Here is a 20,211-nt window from a genome sequence, read left to right as displayed (position 1 = left end):
ATGGCCCGCACCATAGCCAAAGATCACGACCAAAAACGCAGTCAAATCCTGAAATCCGCAGCCAAGGTGTTTGCAGATCAGGGGTTTGACCGTGCCTCGATGTCGCAACTGGCGCGCGAATGTGGGATCTCAAAGGCCAATATCTATCACTACTATGACAGCAAGGACGCCATCTTGTTTGACATCCTCGACTGTTATTTGCGTGACCTGCGTGACCGCGTTTGCGGCATTGACCTGCAGGACATACAGCCGGATCAGCAACTGCACCGGATCGTGGCCGGGATCTTGCAGGCCTATCAGGGGGCGGATCACGAACATCAGGTGCAAATCAGTGCCATGTCTGCCTTGCCTGACGATCAGCAGAAATTGCTCAGGGCGTATCAGCGTGAGTTGGTTCAATTCCTCAGCGATACGCTCAACCGCGCCGCCCCGCAGGTCTTTGCCGATGATGCCGCCAAATTGCGTGCGGCGACCATGTCAGTGTTTGGCATGCTGAACTGGTATTACATGTGGAACTCAGGTGCAGGATCTCAGGCTCGCGAGGCCTATGCCAGCACCGTCGCCAACCTGACACTAAACGGGCTAAACGGGCTCTGACCGCGCTCCGGGCACCCGCAGCGCGCCGATAGGTGCGCTGCCATGCCCAACTGGATTGGGGGCCTCTTGTAGGCCGCCAGAACGGGCGGGAGCTTCGCGTTTTTGATCATGCAGAACGAAAAGGGCCGCCCTTGGAAAAGGGCGGCCCTAAATAGGATTGCAGCGAAAGCCGCAAGATCTGCCTTACAGCAGTTTCAGCGAACCAGCAGATTCTTTGCCGTCACGGCCAGTTTCCAGCTCGTAAGACACTTTCTGGTTGTCGTTGAGGCCGTTCAGGCCCGAACGCTCAACAGCAGAGATGTGTACAAATACGTCTTTTCCGCCTGCTTCTGGCTCAATAAAGCCGAAACCTTTAGTTGCGTTAAACCATTTTACGGTGCCGTTGGCCATCCGATTATCTCCAGTATGTCGCCCAAACAACGTGTAAGGGCTTGTGGTCGTTCAGTTATTACAATGCGGCCGGTGGAACCATGCCGACAATGTCATATGTCTTGCGCAGAATCGGCGCAGTGATATCTCGCGCCCGTTCTGCACCACGAGCAAGGATGCGGTCAATCTCTGTTTGATCATTCATCAACCTTGCCATCTCAGACGCAATTGGCGCCAGCTTGGCGACGGCCAGATCGGCCAGCATTGGTTTGAACTCACCAAATTGCTTGCCGCCAACCTCAGCCAGCACCGCGTCGACGGTTTGGTCGTTCAGTGCAGCGTAAATATTGATCAGGTTTCGCGCTTCGGGGCGGGCCTCCAGTCCTTTGGCCTCGCTTGGCAGCGCATCCGGATCAGTTTTTGCCTTGCGGATCTTCTTGGCCAGGGTGTCGGCATCATCGGTCATGTTGATGCGGCTGGCGTCCGAGGCGTCCGATTTCGACATTTTCTTGGACCCGTCGCGCAGGCTCATCACCCGGGTGGCTGCGCCCTCGATCACCGGTTCGGTCATCGGGAAGAAATCAACGCCATAGTCATGGTTGAACTTGGCCGCGATGTCGCGGGTCAGTTCCAGGTGCTGTTTCTGATCCTCTCCCACGGGGACATGGGTGGCGTGATAGACCAGGATGTCAGCTGCCATCAGCGCCGGATAGGCAAACAGCCCCAATGAGGCGTTCTGCGAGTTTTTACCGGCCTTGTCCTTGAACTGAGTCATCCGCTGCATCCAGCCCATGCGGGCGACACAGTTGAAGATCCAGGCCAGTTGGGCGTGTTCGGGGACCTGGCTTTGGTTGATCAGAATCGATTGCTCGGGGTCGATGCCACTGGCAATGAACCCTGCGCAAAGCTCGCGGGTGGATTTCATCAGGTCCTGGGGGTTTTGCCAGACAGTGATCGCATGCAGGTCCACCATGCAATAAACGGTCTCGAAGTCCGAGCCCTGCATATCAACAAAGCGCTTGATTGCGCCCAAGTAGTTGCCCAGATGCAGGTTGCCGGACGGCTGAATGCCCGAGAACACACGTGGGGTAAAACTGGTTTCGCTCATCTGGCGATAACTCCTGTCTGGAATTACGATCCCCGGTGGCTTACCCATGGGTTCGACCATCGTCAACAGGCGCTAAGGTCTGTGAAGGTCAAACACGGCCAATAGTGGCTAAGGAGTTATCATATGAGCAGCAATCCCAATCCCTCCCCGGTTAATTCTTTGCCGCCTGCTGTGGTGGCGCTGGTTCTGGTTATCATGGGGATCGAAGCGACATTCTCGCTGGGTGCCCGCGGTATCATCGGCGGCCCCGGCGCGGTTGGGTGGCGGCTAGAGGCCCTGCAGGTCTATGGATTTTCCAGCGAGATTTTCTGGTGGATGTGGGAGACGGGGCACTGGCCGGCTGAGCACCTGATCCGCTTTGTCTCATATGCCTTTGTGCACGGCGCCTTTACCCAGGCGCTGTTTGTCTGTGTCTTTGTGCTGGCGATGGGCAAAATGGTGGGCGAGGTCATGGGCGATCTGGCCATGGTGGTGATTTTCTTGCTGTCCGGCATTGGCGGGGCACTGGGATACGCGGTGCTGGTGAACGCGCAGTTTCCGCTGTTTGGAGGCTTTCCTGCCGTTTATGGCCTGATTGGTGCCTTTACCTATATCTTATGGCGGTCGCTGGCGCTGGTCGGCGCCCAGCAAAGCCGCGCCTTTACACTGATTGCGTTTCTTCTGGGCATACAATTGATTTTTGGCCTGATCTTTGGTGGCCAAAAAGATTGGGTGGCGGATCTAGCAGGCTTTGCCACAGGGTTTGGCTTGTCGTTTTTCCTGGCCCCCGGCGGTTGGGCGCGGATGCGCGGTAAGATCCACCGTGACTAATCAGGGCGCGCCTGAAACAGGCTCTCCCGCCCCCTGATGGCTCATCACAGATGAGCCCCCAGGCGTTGGGCGTGGCGCCGCGCTATCGCGCGGCGCGGTGGCGGTCTCTTGCTGGGGTCATGTTTGGCCGCCACGGCGCATGGCGCGTTTTAGGTCACCCAGCCGAAAAGCGCCCAGCATCTGACCGGCGCCGAAATAGCTGACTGCACCCAGCACAATCAGTCCGAACAGTGCCAGATAGCGCCAGCGGGGCAGGGCAAAGGCCCAGTCAAAACCTGTGACTGCTGCAAGCAGCACCGCACCCATCACCACCGAGGCCGCCACGATCCGCCAGACACGGCGGTGAAAGCGTGCGTCAAACCGGGCCACTTCACCCATGCCGCGGGCCCCGAACGCCAGCAGTGCCACCATCACCCAGCCGGCGGCCGAGGCTGCGATGGCAGGTGCGATCCATCCCACCACTGGTTTCAGGCCAAAGGCCAGGGCTGCGTTCACCACCATCGCCACCAGCGCGTAGTGGAACGGAGACCGGGTATCCTCGCGGGCGAAATAGAGCGGTTGCAGCAGTTTATGCAACACGAACGAGGGTAGGCCCACGCCATAGACTGCGACTGCTAGGGCAATGGCGGCAACATCGTCGGGGCCGGTTGCACCGCGTTCATACAGCACCGACACCAGCGGCAGCGGCATCACCAGAAAGGCCACGGTGGAAGGGATCGTCAGCATCAGAGAGAACTCTCCGGCCCGCGATAGTGCATCCCGTGCACCACTGTCGTCACCGGCGCGCAACCGGCGAGACAGGTCCGGCAGCAACACAATGCCCACGGCGATGCCAACCACACCCAGCGGCAGTTGATACAGCCGATCTGCAACAAACAGCCAGCTTACGGCGTTCTCGATATCCGAGGCCACCACTTGGCCAACCACCAGATTGATCTGGGTGACACCCATGGCCAGCGCAGCCGGAACGGCGACCCGCACCAGGTTGCGCATCTCGCGGGACAGGCCTGGGCGGCCGGGGCGCAGGCGAATGCCGGCCCGCCCGGCGGCCGTCCAAACCAGTGCCAATTGCGCCAGGCCGGCCACTGGAATGGTCCAGATCAGCCAGTTGATTACCTCGCCGCCAACCACAGCCCCCACCACCATGGCGGTGCAGGCAAAGATATTCAGCAGCACCGGAGCGGCGGCAGCGGCGGCAAAGCGCCCCATGGCATTCAGCACACCGGAAAACAGCGCTGCCAGTGACATGAACAGAATGTAGGGAAAGACGATGTAGCCAAAGCCAACGGTCATGTCGAACCGCGCATCACCAGCAAAGCCCTGGGCCGTGACCCAGACCAACCCGGGCATGAACACCATGCCCAGCCCCACCAGAACCAAAACCGCCAGTAACAGCAGATTGAACGCTGCTTGGGCAAACCCCTGCGCGTCCTCGCCCGCCTCTAGCTTTTTGGCGAACATCGGCACAAAGGCCGCGTTAAAGGCGCCCTCGGCAAAGAACCGGCGGAACATGTTGGGCAGGCGAAACGCCGCGACAAAGGCATCCATGACCGGACCGGGGCCGACATAGGCAGTCAGCAGGATCTCGCGGGCAAAGCCCAACACCCGGCTGGCCAGTGTCCAGAACCCTACAGTCAGGAATCCGGATAGCAGTTTTATGGGTTTCATGTTTGGGCCCGTTTTGCGCCGTCTGTGATTGCCACGCGCAGTTTATTCTCAAGGAAATCCTGCTTTGACTTGGCGTGGTATTTCAACCCGAACATATCCTTGACATAAAAGGTGTCTACCACCTGTTCACCATAGGTCGCGATCACCGCATTGGCGACATAGACGTTTGTGGTGGCAAAGGTCCGGGCCAGATCGAACAGCAACCCGGGCCGGTCGCGGGTGTCGACCTCGATTATGGTGTAGATCTCGGATCCTTCGTTATCAAAGGTGATATGGGTCGGAACCTGGAAGGCGCGTTCGCGTTTCTTGATCTTGTCACGTGATTTCAAGGCATCCCGTGCCACCACTTCACCATTCAGCGTCTTGCGGATCATTTGGCTTAGACGCGGCAGGCGCGACGCCTCAAAGGGGCTGCCATCGGCATCCTGAATCCAGAAGGCATCAGTGACATAGCCATCTTGGGTGGTGTACGAGCGGGCATCGACCACATTGGCCCCAACCAGCGCCAGCGCACCAGCCACGCGTGAGAAGATGCCGGGGTGATCGGGCATCACAAAACAGGCGCGCGTGGCATCGCGGTCTTCGTCGGGAAACAGCCGGATGACAATTCCGTTGGGCGCGTCGCTTTCCTCCAGCTCACGCAGCATTTCGGCAAAATCGACATGACCGGTGATGTGCAGACCCTGCCAATAGGGCGGGTAATGGCGCGCGACTTCTTTCTTGAGCAGGGCCTTGGGCCAATCCGGTAAGGCAGCCCGCAGGTTCTTTTTGGCCTCAGCACCCCGCTGTTCACGGTTCAGCGCCTCCATACCGTTTTCCAGCGCCTCGCGGGTCTGCTTATACAAGGACCGCAACAGGGCGGCCTTCCAGTTGTTCCAGGTATCCGGGCCTACACCGCGAATATCACAGACCGTCAGAACCGTCAGCAGGTCCAGCCGTTTCACCGTTTTCACAGCCTTGGCAAAGGCCCGCACTGTCCGTGGGTCGGCAATGTCGCGTTTTTGCGCCATGTCGGACATCAGCAGGTGATAGCGCACCAGCCATTCCACTGTTTCGCTGTCGGCCTTGTTCAGCCCCAGTCGCGGGGCCACTTTGCGGGCAATCTGGGCCCCCAGGATCGAGTGATCAACAGGCTGGCCTTTGCCAATGTCATGCAGCAGCATCGCCACCATCAAAACCTTGCGGTTCAATCCTTTGCGCATGATTTTGGAACTCAGCGGCAGCTCGTCTTCCAGCTCTTCGCGCTCAATGGCGGCAAAGTTCGAAATCACCTGAATGGTGTGCTCGTCCACCGTATAAGAGTGATACATGTTGAACTGCATCATCGCTACGATGGGCGCAAACTCCGGCAAAAATGCCGACAGCACCCCCAGTTCATTCATCCGGCGCAGCGCCCGTTCCGGGTTGCCGTGCTTCAACAGCAGGTCCAGAAAGATCTGCCGGGCCTCAGAGGTGTTGCGGAACTTGTCGTCGATCAGATCCAGATTGGCCGTCACCAGGCGCATTGCGTCGGGGTGGATCAGCATCCCGGTGCGCAAAGCTTCCTGAAACAATCGCAGCAGGTTCAGCTTATCCAAGAGAAATTCGTCAGGGTTGGAAATGTCGAGCCGGTTGTTGACCACCTTATAGCCAAGTTTGGTGCGTGGGCGGCGGCGAAACAGCCGCTCCAGCAGTGGTGCACTCTTCTGGTGGGTGGCTTCCAGTTTGGTCAGGAAAATACGCGTCAGATCCCCCACCGTGGTAGCCTGACGAAAGTAATCCTGCATAAAGATCTCTACGGCCCGGCGTCCTGCGACATCTTGATATCCCATCCGCTCGGCGACCTCGACCTGCATGTCAAACGACAGCACCTCGGTTGGGCGCCCGGTTAGCAGGTGCAGATGCGAGCGCACCGCCCAGAGAAAGTTCTCGGCTTTGGCAAACAGATCGTATTCTTCGGGTTCGAACAGCCCCAGAGGCACCAGTTCAGCGGTGTCATGCACCTGATACAGGTATTTGGCGATCCAGTACATGGACTGCAAATCGCGCAGGCCCCCTTTGCCCTCTTTGACGTTGGGCTCGACCATATAGCGCTGGCCTTGCTTGATATGGCGCGCCTCGCGCTCGCTCAACTTGGCCTCGATGAACTCATAGGCGGTGCCCTGAAACAGGTCACTCTTTAGCCGTTCGTCCAGCTCGTCGCCCAGCGGTTCATCACCAGCCAGAAAGCGGTGCTCCAGCATAGCGGTGCGAATGGTGAAATCTTCGCGGCCCAGGCGCAGACAGTCCTGGATCGTCCGGCTGGCGTGGCCGACTTTTTGCTTGAGATCCCACAGAATATAAAGCATCGATTCAATGACGCTTTCGGCCCAGGCGGTGATTTTGTATGGGGTCAGGAACAACAGATCAACGTCTGACGAGGGCGCCATTTCCCCGCGCCCATAGCCTCCAACAGCCAGCACAGCAATGCGCTCTCCGCGTGTCGGGTTCGCCAGTGGATGCATGAACTCGCTGGCCGCGAACAGGGCCGAAGTCACCAGCCCATCGGTCAAATAGGTGTAGGATCGGGTCACCGGCCGCGAGTCGAACGGCGCCTTGGCAAAGCCATCGGCAATCACCTTGCGTCCAGCTTTATTGGCGTCCCGCAACAGCGAGACGACTTCACTCCGAAGCGCTGTGTTGTCCCGGTCCGTGGCCAGATCTGCGATCTGTGCCCGGATTTTCGAGGTATCAAAAATCTCGTGCGGATCGCAGACCAATGGCCCCGAGGCGTGCGGGTAGCGGGTTACGGCCTCGGCCGCCAGATCACGATCCGGCGCCGGAGAAGCTGCTTGGAGCTGGGTCAATGACGACCACCTTCTGTTCTTGGATTGTTGCAACGGCCAGGCCGCGCTCATTGGTGCCATCGGGACGCAGGCGGAAGATCCCGTTTACCCCTTGAAAGCCAGCACCTTGGGTCAGCGCGGCGCCGGTTAAGGCATTAGAGTTACCCGCGCCGACCAAGGCGCCAATTGCGGCGATACCATCATAAGCCAAACCGCCAATGGGGCCTGGCGCATCGCCGTAAGTGGCGGTGTAACGGCTGCGGAATTGTTGGGATTTGGCAGGGTCTGGCAGCGCAAACCAACCGCCCTGAACACCGGGCAACGCCAGGTTCTGCGCTGGAATGTCCCACCGGGTCAGTCCGATATATTGGGTGGTCGACGGGTCAAGTCCGGCTTCTGGCAGAAGTTGCGTTAGCAGTGGCAACGCGCCGACTGTGGTGGCGGTCATAAAGATCGACGTGGCCCCATTGCTGCTGGCAGCGTTTCGGATTGTCTGGATGGAATTGATCACATCCTGTTGCGACAATTCATAGCTGACACTGCCGACAACATTGGCACTGGTGGCGGCTGCTGCATTTGAAATGGCGGTGCGGCCGGCCTCGCCAGAGGCATCGTTGCCGCTGACCACCAGCATGTTTCCCTTGCCTTGACTGGCGGCATAGCTGGCCAGGCGCCGGGCAGTGTTGTCAAAGGTCGAGCCGAGAATAAATACATTGCCGCCGGCAATCGCCGAATTGTTGGAAAAGGCGAGCACATTCACGTTGCGTTTGGCCGCAGCCAAACCCGCCGCATTGGCAGCTTCGGCGTAAAGCGGACCTAAAATAATAAGCGCCCCGTCGTTTACCGCCTGCGTCGCGGCCGCGGCGGCAGTCTGTGCATTGCCGGCCGTGTTATAGACTTTCAGATCAATCTGAATGCCCTGCAAATCAGCAATGGCCATGCGCGCCGCGTTTTCCAGGCTCTGGGCCAGAACTTCATCTCCGGACTGGCCTGACCCGCGCGGCACTAACAATGCCACCGGAACCGGCTTGGACGTATTGATCGACGGGCCTCCACCTGTGCTAATGGGGTCGCAGGCACTCAGAGCAATTGAAGAAACAGCGACGATAGCCGCGAGTGCGACCTTGCGGGCGGGCTTGAAAACAGCAAACATAATAGACTTAAAACTCCCTGATCCGGCAATGATGTGCCGTGTTGGTGTTGGGGTTGAATAATAAACGACGATAAAGGCGGGTCCAGCGTTGAATCACCAGAATGTCAGATTGTCTCCGGGGCTGTACTTTGTTGCCACTCCGATTGGCACCGCACGCGATATTACGCTTAGGGCGCTGGATGTTTTGGCATCCGCCGAGGTTATCGCCGCCGAAGACACCCGCTCGCTGCGCCGTCTGATGGAGATCCACGGCGTGCCTTTGGGAGGTCGCCGGGTGATAGCCTATCACGATCACAGCGGCGCCGGCGCCCGTGCCGGCCTGCTTGCGGCGCTGGCCGAAGGCAAATCAGTGGCCTACGCATCTGAGGCGGGAATGCCACTGATTGCCGACCCCGGTTATGATCTTAGCCGTGCCGCAGCCGAGGCAGGTCATGTGGTCACCATTGCGCCAGGTGCCTCTGCCGGTTTGGCGGCGCTGACCCTGGCTGGCTTGCCCACCGATGCCTTCTTTTTTGCCGGCTTCCTGCCCAATGCCAGTGGTGCGCGGCGCAAACGCCTGGAAGAAGTCAGCCGAATCCCCGGAACGCTCATCTTTTACGAATCGCCCAAACGGGTGGCGGCCTCGCTGGCGGATATGGCCGAGGTGCTGGGGGATCGCCCCGCTGCCCTGTGCCGCGAGATCACCAAGAAGTTTGAAGAGGTGCGCCGCGCCTCACTTAGCGAGTTGGCGGTGCAACTGGCCGAGACAGGCGTGAAAGGCGAAATCGTTGTGCTGGTGGATCGGTCGCGCAGCAAGGACGTGAACCCCGAAGATCTGGAGCAAGACCTGCGCGCCGCGTTGCAGGACAACTCGGTCAAGGATGCAGCGGATATTGTGTCGAAACTACATGATCTGCCACGCCGCAAGGTCTACCAGCTGGCGCTGAAACTGCCCAAGGACGCGGGCTAAGACATGGCAGGGCCGCAAGATCCCCATGGACGCGGACAGCGGGCTTATCTGGCGGGGGAGGCGGCCGAGGATCAGGTGGTCAAACACTATGAGGCCCGCGGCTATAGCCTTGCCGAGCGGCGTTGGCGTGGTGCAGGCGGCGAGATCGATCTGATTTTTCGCTCGGGTGCTGCCTTGGTCTTTGTCGAGGTAAAGCACAGCAAAACCCGCGCCCGCGCCGCCCTGCGGATCACAGAGGCACAGATGCGCCGGATTTACGCCAGTGCGGGACAGTATTTGGACAATGAACCTGCAGGCCAGCTGACCGAATCCCGCTTTGACGTGGCCTTGGTCGATGGGGCGGGCCAGATTGAAATCATCGAAAATGCCTTTGGACAGGGTTGACCCATTGAACATGGCCGGGCGCTGGGCCATGTAATTGACCGACAGTTAAGGGATAGACGCATGAAGATCGCCTTTCAGATGGACCCAATCGGGGACGTGGACATCAACGCAGACAGCAGCTTCCGGCTGGCCGAAGAGGCACAGGCCCGCGGGCACACGCTGTTTTTCTACGGGCCGGACCAACTGGCCTATCAAGAGGGCCGCGTCACCGCCCGTGGTCAGGACATGACCGTGCAGCGGGTGGCAGGCGATCCGGCTATCTTAGGCCCCGAGCGCGAGGTGGATCTGGCAGACTTCGATGTGATCTGGTTGCGTCAGGATCCTCCGTTCGACATGAACTACATCACTGCAACCCATATACTGGACCGGCTCAAGGATCAGGTTCTGGTGGTGAATGACCCGTTCTGGGTGCGCAATTACCCGGAAAAACTGCTGGTTCTGGATTTCCCGGACCTGACGCCACCGACAACGATTGCACGCGATCTGGACACCATCAAGGCGTTCAAGGCCAAGCACGGCGATGTGATTCTGAAGCCACTTTATGGCAACGGCGGCGCCGGGGTGTTTCGACTGGACGCCAATGACCGCAATCTGACCTCACTGCACGAGTTGTTCACAAGTTTCAGCCGCGAGCCGCTGATCGTGCAGAAATTCCTGCCCGACGTCAGCAATGGCGACAAGCGCGTGATATTGGTCGATGGCGAACCAGTCGGCGCCATCAACCGTGTCCCAGCCAAGGGCGAAACCCGGTCTAACATGCACGTCGGCGGTCGCCCCGAGAAAATCGGCCTGACCGAACGCGATCTGGAAATCTGCGCCGCCATCGGCCCATTGTTGAAGGAAAAAGGTCAGGTTTTTGTCGGCATCGACGTGATTGGCGACTATCTGACCGAAATCAACGTGACTTCTCCGACTGGTATCCAAGAGCTGGAGCGCTTTGATGGGGTGAATATTGCCGAGAAGATCTGGCAAGCGATTGAGGCCAAACTATAAAACCTGCGTCTTTTCCAGGGCTTGAGTGGTGACCCGAACTTTGAATACATGCTAGAGGACAGCGGCATTGTTCGGGCCCATCAGCACAGCACTGGGGCGAAAAAGGGGCGCTGCCCCCTCTTGGCCATTCGGCCAATTCACCCCCGAGATATTTTTGGCCAGATGAAGCAGGAAGAGAGCGCTGGGTTGAAGGGGAATGCATCCTGACCCTAGCGTGATGTGGCCAGTCTGAAGCTCAGCGCCTCGGCCACATCGCGGCGGCGGATGTCTGGCGCACCGTCAAGATCCGCAATTGTTCGGGCCACACGTAGCACCCGGTGATAGCCCCGCGCTGTCAGGCCAAACCGATCTGAGGCGCGGCGTAATAAGTCGCGACTTTCGCTGTCTGGTCGCGCCACCTGTTCCAGCAACTCCCCCTCGATATCGGTATTCTGCCGCAATTCACTGTGATCTTTAAAACGAGTGCTTTGCAGCGCGCGCGCGGCAGCAACGCGGGCAGCGACCTGTTCTGTGCTATCGCCGTTTGCGGGCAGGTCCAGATCGCTAAATGCAACCGGCGGCACTTCGACCCGCAAATCAAACCGGTCCATCAGGGGGCCGGAAATGCGCCCCATATAATCCTCGCCACAGATCGGCGCCCGCGAACAGGCCCGGGCGGGGTCGGTCAGATAGCCGCATTTGCAGGGATTGGCGGCCGCCACCAGCATGAACCGGCTGGGGTATTTTACGTGCGCGTTGGCGCGGGCAATCATCACTTCGCCGGTTTCAATGGGCTGGCGCAGGGTTTCCAACACCGCGCGGTTGAACTCGGGGAACTCGTCCAGAAATAAGATGCCGTTGTGCGCCAGACTGATCTCGCCCGGTTTGGCCTGACGGCCGCCGCCGACAATCGCCGCCATCGACGCCGTGTGATGCGGTTCGCGAAACGGGCGGGTGCGGTTGATGCCACCTTCTTCGATCATGCCGCACAGGGACTGGATCATCGATGTCTGCAGTGCCTCACCCGGAGACAGCGGTGGCAGAATACCGGGTAGTCTTGCGGCCAACATCGATTTTCCGGACCCCGGTGTGCCCACCATCAAAATGTGATGACGGCCGGCCGCCGCAATTTCCAGCGCCCGTTTGGCCCGTTCCTGGCCCCTGACGTCCCGCAGATCCTTGACCGCTGCCGGGCTGCTGACCTCGCCGGGCTGGGACGGGGCAATCAGCATCTGACCAGTGAAATGGCGCACCACCTCGGCCAGGTTAGCGGCGCCAATTACGTTTGCGGTCGTGACCCAGGCCGCCTCGGCACCCGAGGCCTGCGGACACAGTAAGGTGCGTTGTTCTTCGGCGGCGGTCATAGCGGCTGGCAGGGCGCCGATAACAGGAACCAGCGTCCCGTCGAGCGACAGCTCACCCAGCGCAATGGTTTCGGCGGCGGCCTCGGCCGGGATAATGTCAATGGCCGCCAGCAGCGCCAGGGCAATGGACAGGTCGAAATGGCTGCCCTCCTTCGGCAGGTCAGCCGGCGACAGATTGATGGTGATCCGCTTGGACGGCAGCGCAATCGACATGGTCGCAAAGGCTGATCGCACCCTGTCGCGGGCCTCGGATACGGCCTTGTCGGGCAACCCGACCACCGAAAACGCAGGCAGGCCCGGTGCGACAGCACATTGCACCTCGACCTGGCGGGCCTCGACCCCCTGGAATGCAACGGTATAGGCGCGCGCGGTCATCTCTCCCTGCTCCTAATGGTTCAGAGAGAGATGGTTGAGAAATATGGTTTCCAAGGGGTTAACGTCACCGTCATTTCACGATGAAATCGCCCTTAGTTCGCCAGGGTCCAGGGGCGCTTGGGCAGATCCATATCATAGGGCATCGGGTCATATGTCACGTCTTGTGCCAGCTGTTGCCATTTTAAAACGGCGGGGTCTGCTAACAACAGATTACAATAGGCGCGCGCTGCCTGTGATACGGGTAGGTCATACCCAACAATGCGCGCTGCTACAGGCGTATAGAAAACATCCGCCAGCGAATAGGTGCCAAACAGGAAACCGTCTGCACTGCCCGACATAGCGCGGGCATGTGCCCAAAGGGTCTCGACGCGGGCCAGATCCGCTTTGACGGCATCGGACGGGATAAAATCTTTCCAAATATGGCGAAACTGCATGGCGCAGTCACTGCGAAGCGCCCCAAATCCACCGACCATTTCTGCACATAACCAACGTGCAGTTGCCCGTTGTGCAGGGTCACTGGGCCATAGACCAGCCGTTGGGTTTAGTTCGGCCAGGGTTTCCCCCATTGCCAAGGATTCCCCGACGACCAGCCCGTCTGGAGTGCGCAGGGTCGGAACCAGCCGCGCCGGCGCCAATTCCTCCATGTCTTTGGCCATGGTGCCGGAATACAACCCAATCATGTGAGTGTTATGCGGGATTGCAAACTTTTCGAGCATGAGCCAGCCGCGTAAAGACCAACTGGAAAACATGCGGTCGCCAATATAAAGATCATATGTCATGGCAGCAGGATAGGAGTGTAAAAGGCATCAGGTAAAATGAAAGTTTTTGGTAAAGGTCATCAAGGACAGTGATTGATTTTGCCTATACTCCATCCTTTGGAACTCTTGCTGATTTCGCTGACCGACAGATTGTCAATGCGATGAGCAAAGACCTCTTCTGCGGTTAGTTTTTCAGCACGCTGCACTTGTGTTAATATTTGGCCGAAATGTCCCACGACAATTAAATTCCTGCCAGAATGGGCCTGAACAAGCTGATCAATAGCTGCGTCAACGCGTGTGCAGACCTGATTCCAGCTTTCACCGCGCGGTGGAGTCACATCTCCTGGGGTTTCCCAGTAGGCCTTGATCCGCACCGGGTCTTCAGCGTCAATCTCGGCCCAGGTCCGTAATTCCCAGTCGCCAAAGTGAATTTCACGCAAGTTTTGGGTGTGGGGCAGGCGGGGCCGGCTGCCCTGTATGGCATCGGCGGTGGCCACGGCCCGTGTCAGGTCCGATGAAACGACAAGCGCATCCTGTGGCAGATAATTATCCAGTCGCGCCAAGGCAGCGCCATCGGATAGATCGGCGGGCAAATCTGACCATCCGACCATACATTTGGCATGGGTTGGACCATGTCGAACCAAATACAGGCGGGTCACGAAACAGCACCTTTCAGCACATTTGGTAGTCCGGCAACCACATGAACGACGCAGTCCGCATGCTCGGCAAGGACAATGTTTAATCGTCCCTGGGCTTCGCGAAATTGGCGGGCCAGAGCATTGTCCGGGACAATTCCCATTCCGACCTCATTTGAAACAATTACCAGCTCTGATTTGCAGCAAGAAATTGCAGTCAGTAATTCCTGCTGAGCAATTTGGAGGTTATTTCCGGCCAGTAATTGATTTGACAACCACATTGTAGCGCAATCCAATAGGCAAATTTGGGATTGATCAAATGAGAGCAGAATTGGCGAAAGGTCCAAATGCTCCTCATAGGTTGTCCACCCGCCCCCTCTTTGCACGACATGTTTGTCTATTTTAACGCGCATTTCACTATCAACTATTTGTGATGTGGCTAAGTAAGTCCTTCTTTTTGCGGAATTAAAACATATACGTTCGGCATATGAACTCTTTCCAGAGGCTGCTCCCCCCAAAATCAGTGTGACTTGTTTAGACAAATTCAATAACCTTTTAGATACAGAAGCCGTACCTGTGGGTAACTGCAGGGCCCGCTAAAAACAAGCTGAGACAGAGGCAGTTCCCCGTGTCGCATACCAGAGCGGGGTGGCCGGCAACTGGATGGGGTATTTTGCGCCCATCCGCTCACTGAACTTGTTGCCACGTGGCAGAATGCCACTGAGCCGTAAAAACTGCACGCCGACATGTTGGGCCCATCTTGTACATCGCGTTACTTCAGGACGTAGACGCTTTTGCCGTTTTCGGGGGAAAATGCATGGCACGTGAAACACATAATGACAATCCATTGCCAAAGAAGGCAATGAAGGCAGAATTGCTGGACGCAGAAACAGAATTGCGACTGGCCTATGCCTGGCGGGATCAAAAGGATGAGGCAGCCCTGCACCGCCTGATCAACGCCTATCTAAGACTGGCAATTTCAATGGCTGCCAAATTCAAGCGCTATGGCGCGCCGATGAATGATTTGATTCAAGAAGCAGGTTTGGGCTTGATGAAGGCCGCCGATAAGTTTGATCCGGATCGGGGGGTCCGGTTCTCGACTTATGCGGTCTGGTGGATCAAGGCTTCTATTCAGGACCACGTGATGCGCAATTGGTCGATGGTCCGCACTGGTTCGACCTCGTCGCAGAAATCGCTGTTTTTCAATATGCGGCGTGTTCAGGCGCAGTTGGAACGGGTCCAATCCGCGAAGGGCCACAAGCTGGACCGCCATCAGTTACACCAAAAGATCGCCACCGAAATTGGGGTGCCGATCCGGGATGTGGAAATGATGGAAGGCCGGTTGTCCGGGTCTGATTTCTCGTTGAATGCAGTGCAATCGGCGGATGAGGATGGCCGCGAATGGATTGACGCATTGGAAGACGACAGCATCCAGGCCGAGGAACTGGTCGAGAAACGTCACGACAGACGGCAGTTGCGGGTCTGGTTGGTGGCGGCGATGCAGGCCTTGAACCGCCGCGAGCGCTTCATTGTCAAAGAACGTAAACTGCGGGATCGACCACGCACCCTCGAAAGTCTGGGCTCTGAATTGGGTCTGTCCAAAGAGCGTGTCCGCCAGCTAGAGGCCGCTGCTTTTCTGAAAATGCGGAAAAGCCTTGAAAATCAATCCCGAGAGGTTCATAGCCTACTCGTATGAGTATCCTTATTAAATTTGTAAGAAATAGCGTCACCTTGTGGGGTGGCGCTATTTTTCTGTTCACCGCCAGTGCCAGTACGGCTTCTGCGGTTCCAGACCCTGATGTTGTGCAGCAATTGGCGGTTGCGGATGTGGTGATCCTGGGCGAAATCCATGACAATCCAGCGCATCATCAGATGCAGGCAGATATAGTGGCCGCTTTGGATCCCAAAGCGGTGGTCTGGGAGATGATCACCCAATCGCAAGCCGAAGGCCTGGCTGCTTTTCCTTTGTCGGATACGGATCAGGTTTCCCAATATCTTGACTGGTCCAGCTCTGGATGGCCGGCGTTTGAGCTCTACGCCCCGGTCTTTGCAGCCGCAGAGGGCGCGCTGCAGTTTGGCGGGCTGGTGCCGCGGTCAGATGCAAGGGTCGCTATGGAGAAAGGCGCGGCGGGCTTTTTTGGCACAAAGGCAGCGACATTCGGACTGGACGTGCCGCTGACAGACGCAGACCAACAGCTGCGCGAGGCGGACCAGATGGCCAACCACTGCGACGCCTTGCCCAAAGAGATGCTGCCCTTGATGGTGGATTTTCAAAGGTTGCGGGACACGGTACTGGCGGATGCTGTGGTCCAGGCCTTGCAGGTCACCGGTGGCCCTGTCGTCGTGATAACCGGCAATGGTCACGCCCGAAAAGATCGCGGTGTACCGGTCTATCTTGCACAGGCTCGTCCGGAGATTTTGGTGCTGTCGCTGGGACAATCCGAGGCGGGGCAGGTTTCAGGGGAATTTGATCTGGTTGTGGATGCGGACCCGATAGAGCGCCCGGATCCCTGTCTGGCCTTTCAATAGCCGCGCTGTTGGGAATGCGCCAGGTGTGCGGTTAAGGTGGAAAACCATTTCACACTTTGGTCGCTGCGCAGTAGGGTCGCTTGGATTGCTGTGCAAGGACGGGTGAAATGCTGGCTGACAAACGAATTCTTCTGATCATTGGCGGCGGCATTGCCGCCTATAAAACGCTGGATCTGATCCGTCGACTGCAGGATCAGGGGGCCCATGTGACCCCGGTTCTGACCCGTGCCGGCGAAGAGTTCGTAACACCGCTGTCGGTTTCGGCGCTGGCCGGATCAGCGGTGCACCGGGACTTGTTTGATCTGACCACCGAGGCTGAGATGGGGCATATCCAACTGTCGCGCAGTGCTGATCTGGTTGTGGTGGCACCCGCCACCGCCGACCTGATGGCCAAGATGGCTCAGGGATTGGCCAATGATCTGGCCTCGACCTTGCTGCTGGCGACGGACACAGATGTTTTGGTCGCTCCAGCGATGAATGTCAGGATGTGGGAACATTCAGCCACCCGGCGCAATATCGAGACACTAAAGGCGGATGGGGTCAGTTTTGTCGGTCCAAATGCGGGTCGCATGGCCTGTGGTGAATTTGGACCCGGTCGCCTGGCCGAGGTTGATGAAATCATTGCGGCGGTTCATGCGAAGTTGTCAGATGGGCCGCTGCAGGGGCAGCGGATATTGGTCACCTCGGGGCCAACACATGAGCCGATTGATCCCGTGCGCTATATCGCCAACCGCTCGTCTGGGGCACAGGGCGCCGCGATGGCCCGTGCTCTGCGCGATCTGGGGGCGGAAGTGGTGTTTATCACGGGCCCGGCCACGGTGCGCCCACCTGAGGGGGTGCAGGTGGTGGAGGTTGAAACGGCGCGCCAAATGTCTGAAGCCGTGGACGCGGCGCTGCCGGTTGTGGCTGGGGTCTTTGCCGCTGCGGTGTCAGATTGGCGGGTGGTCAATGCGTCGGACCGCAAGTTGAAGAAATCCAAGGATGGCCTGCCGGTGATGGAGTTTGCTGAAAACCCGGATATTCTGAAGCGGGTGTCACGGATGGGCGAGGGACGGCCATCGCTGGTGGTTGGCTTTGCGGCTGAAACCAATGATGTGATTGATCACGCCACTGCCAAGCGTCTGCGCAAGGGCTGTGACTGGATTGTTGCCAATGATGTCTCGCCTGCCACTGGCATCATGGGCGGAAGTGAAAATGCGGTGGTGCTGATCTCGGATGCGGGTGCCGAGGTCTGGCCGCGTATGGGCAAAGAGGATGTGGCGCGGCAATTGGCCGAGCGGATGGCGGCGGCGCTGGCGCAGTGAGATGTCTTGCCTCCGGCGGGAGTATTTTGAAAAAGATGAAGAGGGCGGCGGTATGATCTCTATCCGGGTGATATATGACGCTGGTGCGGATCAGTCAGTGCCGCTGCCGGCTTATGAAACGGCGGGGGCTGCGGGGGCGGATTTGCGGGCGAACCTGGCTGACCGGGGCAAGGTTGTGCTGTTGCCGGGTGCACGGGCGCTGGTGTCCACCGGACTGAGGATTGAGATGCCGCAGGGATATGAGGTGCAAATCCGGCCCCGATCTGGGCTGGCGCTGAAACATGGTATAACCTTGCCCAATGCGCCTGGAACCATCGATAGCGACTATCGCGGCCCCTTGGGGGTGATTGTGATGAACGCGGGCCAGGAGGTGTTTGAAATTGCCCATGGTGATCGCATCGCGCAGATGGTGGTTGCCCCTGTGCTGCAGGCCGAGTTCGAGCTGGCAGGTGCATTGGGAGAGACCCAGCGTGGCGACGGCGGATTTGGGTCAACAGGTCAAAACTGATGCTTTCCATACTGATTTTTGCCGCCATCATTTGGTGGGGCGGCCGCTTTCTTGGGATGCCTAAGGCTGTGCGTGGCTCTGTGGTTTTGGTGCTGTATTTAGCGCTTTTGACCGTTCATCTGACCCTTCCTGACGGCCACAATCTGCGTCTGGCCACCGGGGGGGGCGTGATGCCATGGTTGGTGCTAGGCGGATTTGGCCTCTTGGCGGCAGGCTACTTACGCCTTATTGCTGCTCTGAAGGCCCGCGCCGCGCCTAAGGAGACAGATATGTCGCAGAAAACCGGATCTTTTTCAGAGACAGAACTGGATCGGTACGCCCGTCACATCGTGTTGCGTGAACTGGGCGGTCCGGGGCAGAAGAAATTGAAAAACGCCCGTATTCTGGTGATCGGTGCGGGTGGCCTGGGTGCGCCTGCGCTGATGTATCTTGCGGCGGCGGGTGTGGGCACCATTGGTGTGATCGATGATGACGAGGTCGAGAACGCCAACCTGCAGCGTCAGGTGATCCACCGCGATGAAGACATTGGGATGGCCAAGGTGTTTTCAGCTGAAAAGGCAATGAAGGCGCAAAACCCTTATGTTACGGTGCATCCCTATCACCGACGTCTGAATGCAGAAATCGCAGAAGATCTGTTTGCCGACTATGACCTGATTCTGGATGGCACTGATAATTTCGACACCCGGTATTTGATCAATCGCGTGGCGGTGGCGCTGGGCAAGCCTTTGATATCCGGGGCTCTGTCGCAGTGGGAGGGCCAGCTGAGCCTGTTTCATCCCAGCGCCGGTGGTCCCTGCTATCAATGTATCTTCCCGGAGGAGCCCGCCGCTGGGTTGGTGCCGTCCTGTTCCGAGGCAGGCGTGGTGGGACCGTTGCCGGGGGTTGTTGGGGCGATGATGGCGCTGGAAGCGATCAAACAGATCACCGGTGCCGGCGAAGGCCTGCGCGGTGCGATGCTGATTTATGATGGGCTATACTGCGAAACGCGGCGTATTCAGTTGAAATCGACGCCTGAATGCCCGGTTTGCGGTCCTAATCGTGACTGATGGCTTGCACTGAACGCGCGCGCGCGGCAAGTCTGTTGCAATATTAATTCTTGAGAGGGGGATAAGATGAAAACGATTTTCACTGTGACCGCAGCAGCGGTATTTGGATTGGCCAGCGGCGCACTGGCGGCGGACCTGCCTGATCTGGGTGGTCAGGAAGTGGTTGTTGCCACTGAAAACGCCTATCCGCCATTGCAGTTTGTTGACCCGAAATCGGGTGATGCGATTGGCTGGGAATATGATGCCATGGCGGAAATCGCCAAACGTATCAACATCACCGTGGTCTATGAGAACAGCAGCTGGGATGCGATGATCCCCGCCGTCAGCGAAGGCCAGTATGATCTGGGTATGACCGGGATCACCATCCGCGACGACCGCAAGGAAAAGGTCGATTTTTCCGACAAATATCTGACCTCGCAGATGCGGATGATTGTGGCTGGCGATGAGACCCGCTTTGACGATGCCGCTGGCTTTGCCGCCAACAGTGACTTTCTGGCCGCCGCACAGCCGGGCACCACGCCGTTTTATGTGACTGTCTATGATATTCTGGACGGTGACGAGGCCAACCCGCGTATCAAACTGTTTGAAAACTTTGGTGCTGCCATTCAGGCCCTGCGCGTCGGCGACGTTGATCTGGCCCTGTCAGACAGCACCGCAGCCAATGGCTATGTGACCGCATCCAACGGTGGTTTGAAAATCGTTGGTGACCCGCTGGGCACCGAGGACTTCGGCTTTATCTTCCCCAAGGGCAGTGAGCTGGTGCCCTCGATCAACGCCGCGATCGCCTCGATGGAGGCCGACGGTACCCTAGAAGCGCTGAACACCAAGTGGTTCCTCGACTATAAACTGGGTCAGTAAGGTCCAAAGGTTTTGAACCT

General features: G+C 58.2%; 20 protein-coding genes and 1 pseudogene. 12 read left to right on the top strand and 9 right to left on the bottom strand.

Going from position 1 to position 20,211, the window contains the following annotated elements; genetic code table 11:
- On the top strand, positions 1-597 hold the full coding sequence (locus EBB79_RS17540; protein WP_127750133.1) for a TetR/AcrR family transcriptional regulator: 597 nt from the start codon (positions 1-3) through the stop codon (positions 595-597).
- 183 nt (positions 598-780) lie between these two features.
- Here EBB79_RS17540 and EBB79_RS17535 read toward each other — a convergent pair whose 3' ends face one another.
- Positions 781-987: a cold-shock protein gene (locus tag EBB79_RS17535; protein ID WP_127750132.1), complete on the bottom strand. Its 207-nt coding sequence runs from the start codon at positions 985-987 to the stop codon at positions 781-783.
- A 58-nt stretch (positions 988-1,045) separates the two neighbouring features.
- Entirely contained in the window at positions 1,046-2,074 is a 1,029-nt protein-coding gene (trpS, locus tag EBB79_RS17530) for a tryptophan--tRNA ligase (protein ID WP_127750131.1), read from the bottom strand.
- Between the two features lie 123 nt (positions 2,075-2,197).
- Between trpS and EBB79_RS17525 the strand changes: the two genes are divergently transcribed.
- Positions 2,198-2,884 carry a rhomboid family intramembrane serine protease gene (locus EBB79_RS17525; protein WP_127750130.1) on the top strand — a complete coding sequence of 229 codons (687 nt, stop codon included), beginning with the start codon at positions 2,198-2,200 and terminating at the stop codon, positions 2,882-2,884.
- Positions 2,885-3,001: 117 nt separating this feature from the next.
- Here the strand turns inward: EBB79_RS17525 and murJ are convergent, their stop codons facing one another.
- From murJ to EBB79_RS17510, 3 genes are read right to left on the bottom strand one after another with little or no spacing between them, the layout of a single operon-like run.
- Positions 3,002-4,552 carry a murein biosynthesis integral membrane protein MurJ gene (murJ, locus tag EBB79_RS17520; RefSeq protein WP_127750129.1) on the bottom strand — a complete coding sequence of 517 codons (1,551 nt, stop codon included), beginning with the start codon at positions 4,550-4,552 and terminating at the stop codon, positions 3,002-3,004.
- Complete coding sequence (locus tag EBB79_RS17515; RefSeq protein WP_238704943.1) at positions 4,549-7,377, bottom strand: [protein-PII] uridylyltransferase; 2,829 nt, start codon at positions 7,375-7,377, stop codon at positions 4,549-4,551. The genes murJ and EBB79_RS17515 overlap by 4 nt, the downstream gene beginning before the upstream one ends.
- On the bottom strand, positions 7,337-8,509 hold the full coding sequence (locus EBB79_RS17510) for a penicillin-binding protein activator (RefSeq protein ID WP_127750127.1): 1,173 nt from the start codon (positions 8,507-8,509) through the stop codon (positions 7,337-7,339). Before EBB79_RS17510 ends, EBB79_RS17515 begins: the two co-directional genes overlap by 41 nt.
- An 88-nt stretch (positions 8,510-8,597) precedes the next feature.
- On the opposite strand from EBB79_RS17510, the gene rsmI reads away from it, so the two are divergent.
- The 4 genes and pseudogenes from rsmI to EBB79_RS24915 form a co-directional block, all read left to right on the top strand.
- Complete coding sequence (gene rsmI / locus EBB79_RS17505) at positions 8,598-9,458, top strand: 16S rRNA (cytidine(1402)-2'-O)-methyltransferase (protein ID WP_127750126.1); 861 nt, start codon at positions 8,598-8,600, stop codon at positions 9,456-9,458.
- Between the two features lie 3 nt (positions 9,459-9,461).
- The gene (locus EBB79_RS17500) at positions 9,462-9,842 is read left to right on the top strand and encodes a YraN family protein (RefSeq protein WP_127750125.1); all 381 of its coding nucleotides are present in this window, start codon (positions 9,462-9,464) and stop codon (positions 9,840-9,842) included.
- A 60-nt stretch (positions 9,843-9,902) separates the two neighbouring features.
- The gene (gene gshB / locus EBB79_RS17495; RefSeq protein ID WP_127750124.1) at positions 9,903-10,835 is read left to right on the top strand and encodes a glutathione synthase; all 933 of its coding nucleotides are present in this window, start codon (positions 9,903-9,905) and stop codon (positions 10,833-10,835) included.
- Between the two features lie 6 nt (positions 10,836-10,841).
- Positions 10,842-10,949, top strand: a pseudogene (locus EBB79_RS24915) (IS5/IS1182 family transposase); the annotation flags it as partial.
- Positions 10,950-11,044: 95 nt separating this feature from the next.
- Here the strand turns inward: EBB79_RS24915 and EBB79_RS17490 are convergent.
- From EBB79_RS17490 to cobU, 4 genes are all read right to left on the bottom strand, one after another.
- Positions 11,045-12,553: a YifB family Mg chelatase-like AAA ATPase gene (locus EBB79_RS17490; protein ID WP_127750123.1), complete on the bottom strand. Its 1,509-nt coding sequence runs from the start codon at positions 12,551-12,553 to the stop codon at positions 11,045-11,047.
- 92 nt (positions 12,554-12,645) lie between these two features.
- Positions 12,646-13,332 (bottom strand): glutathione S-transferase, encoded by a 687-nt coding sequence (locus EBB79_RS17485; RefSeq protein ID WP_127750122.1) that lies wholly within the window; start codon positions 13,330-13,332, stop codon positions 12,646-12,648.
- Positions 13,333-13,391: 59 nt separating this feature from the next.
- Positions 13,392-13,970, bottom strand: a complete 579-nt coding sequence (locus EBB79_RS17480) for a histidine phosphatase family protein (RefSeq protein WP_127750121.1) — start codon at positions 13,968-13,970, stop codon at positions 13,392-13,394.
- Complete coding sequence (cobU, locus tag EBB79_RS17475; protein WP_127750120.1) at positions 13,967-14,488, bottom strand: bifunctional adenosylcobinamide kinase/adenosylcobinamide-phosphate guanylyltransferase; 522 nt, start codon at positions 14,486-14,488, stop codon at positions 13,967-13,969. Before cobU ends, EBB79_RS17480 begins: the two co-directional genes overlap by 4 nt.
- 275 nt (positions 14,489-14,763) lie before the next feature.
- Between cobU and EBB79_RS17470 the strand changes: the two genes are divergently transcribed.
- The 6 genes from EBB79_RS17470 (at position 14,764) to EBB79_RS17445 (ending at position 20,191) form a co-directional block, all read left to right on the top strand.
- Positions 14,764-15,642: an RNA polymerase factor sigma-32 gene (locus tag EBB79_RS17470; RefSeq protein WP_127750119.1), complete on the top strand. Its 879-nt coding sequence runs from the start codon at positions 14,764-14,766 to the stop codon at positions 15,640-15,642.
- On the top strand, positions 15,639-16,475 hold the full coding sequence (locus EBB79_RS17465) for a ChaN family lipoprotein (protein WP_127750118.1): 837 nt from the start codon (positions 15,639-15,641) through the stop codon (positions 16,473-16,475). Before EBB79_RS17470 ends, EBB79_RS17465 begins: the two co-directional genes overlap by 4 nt.
- A 107-nt stretch (positions 16,476-16,582) precedes the next feature.
- Positions 16,583-17,779 (top strand): bifunctional phosphopantothenoylcysteine decarboxylase/phosphopantothenate--cysteine ligase CoaBC, encoded by a 1,197-nt coding sequence (gene coaBC / locus EBB79_RS17460; protein ID WP_127750117.1) that lies wholly within the window; start codon positions 16,583-16,585, stop codon positions 17,777-17,779.
- Between the two features lie 52 nt (positions 17,780-17,831).
- A complete protein-coding gene (gene dut / locus EBB79_RS17455) occupies positions 17,832-18,287 on the top strand; it encodes a dUTP diphosphatase (RefSeq protein ID WP_127751052.1) in 456 nt (151 codons plus the stop codon).
- On the top strand, positions 18,287-19,333 hold the full coding sequence (locus EBB79_RS17450; protein WP_127750116.1) for a HesA/MoeB/ThiF family protein: 1,047 nt from the start codon (positions 18,287-18,289) through the stop codon (positions 19,331-19,333). Before dut ends, EBB79_RS17450 begins: the two co-directional genes overlap by 1 nt.
- A gap of 66 nt (positions 19,334-19,399) precedes the next feature.
- On the top strand, positions 19,400-20,191 hold the full coding sequence (locus EBB79_RS17445; protein ID WP_127750115.1) for a transporter substrate-binding domain-containing protein: 792 nt from the start codon (positions 19,400-19,402) through the stop codon (positions 20,189-20,191).
- The last annotated feature ends 20 nt before the right edge of the window (positions 20,192-20,211 follow it).

The organism is Parasedimentitalea marina, from assembly GCF_004006175.1.
Lineage (GTDB): Bacteria > Pseudomonadota > Alphaproteobacteria > Rhodobacterales > Rhodobacteraceae > Parasedimentitalea > Parasedimentitalea marina.
This window is presented reverse-complemented; position numbering and strand designations above follow the sequence as displayed.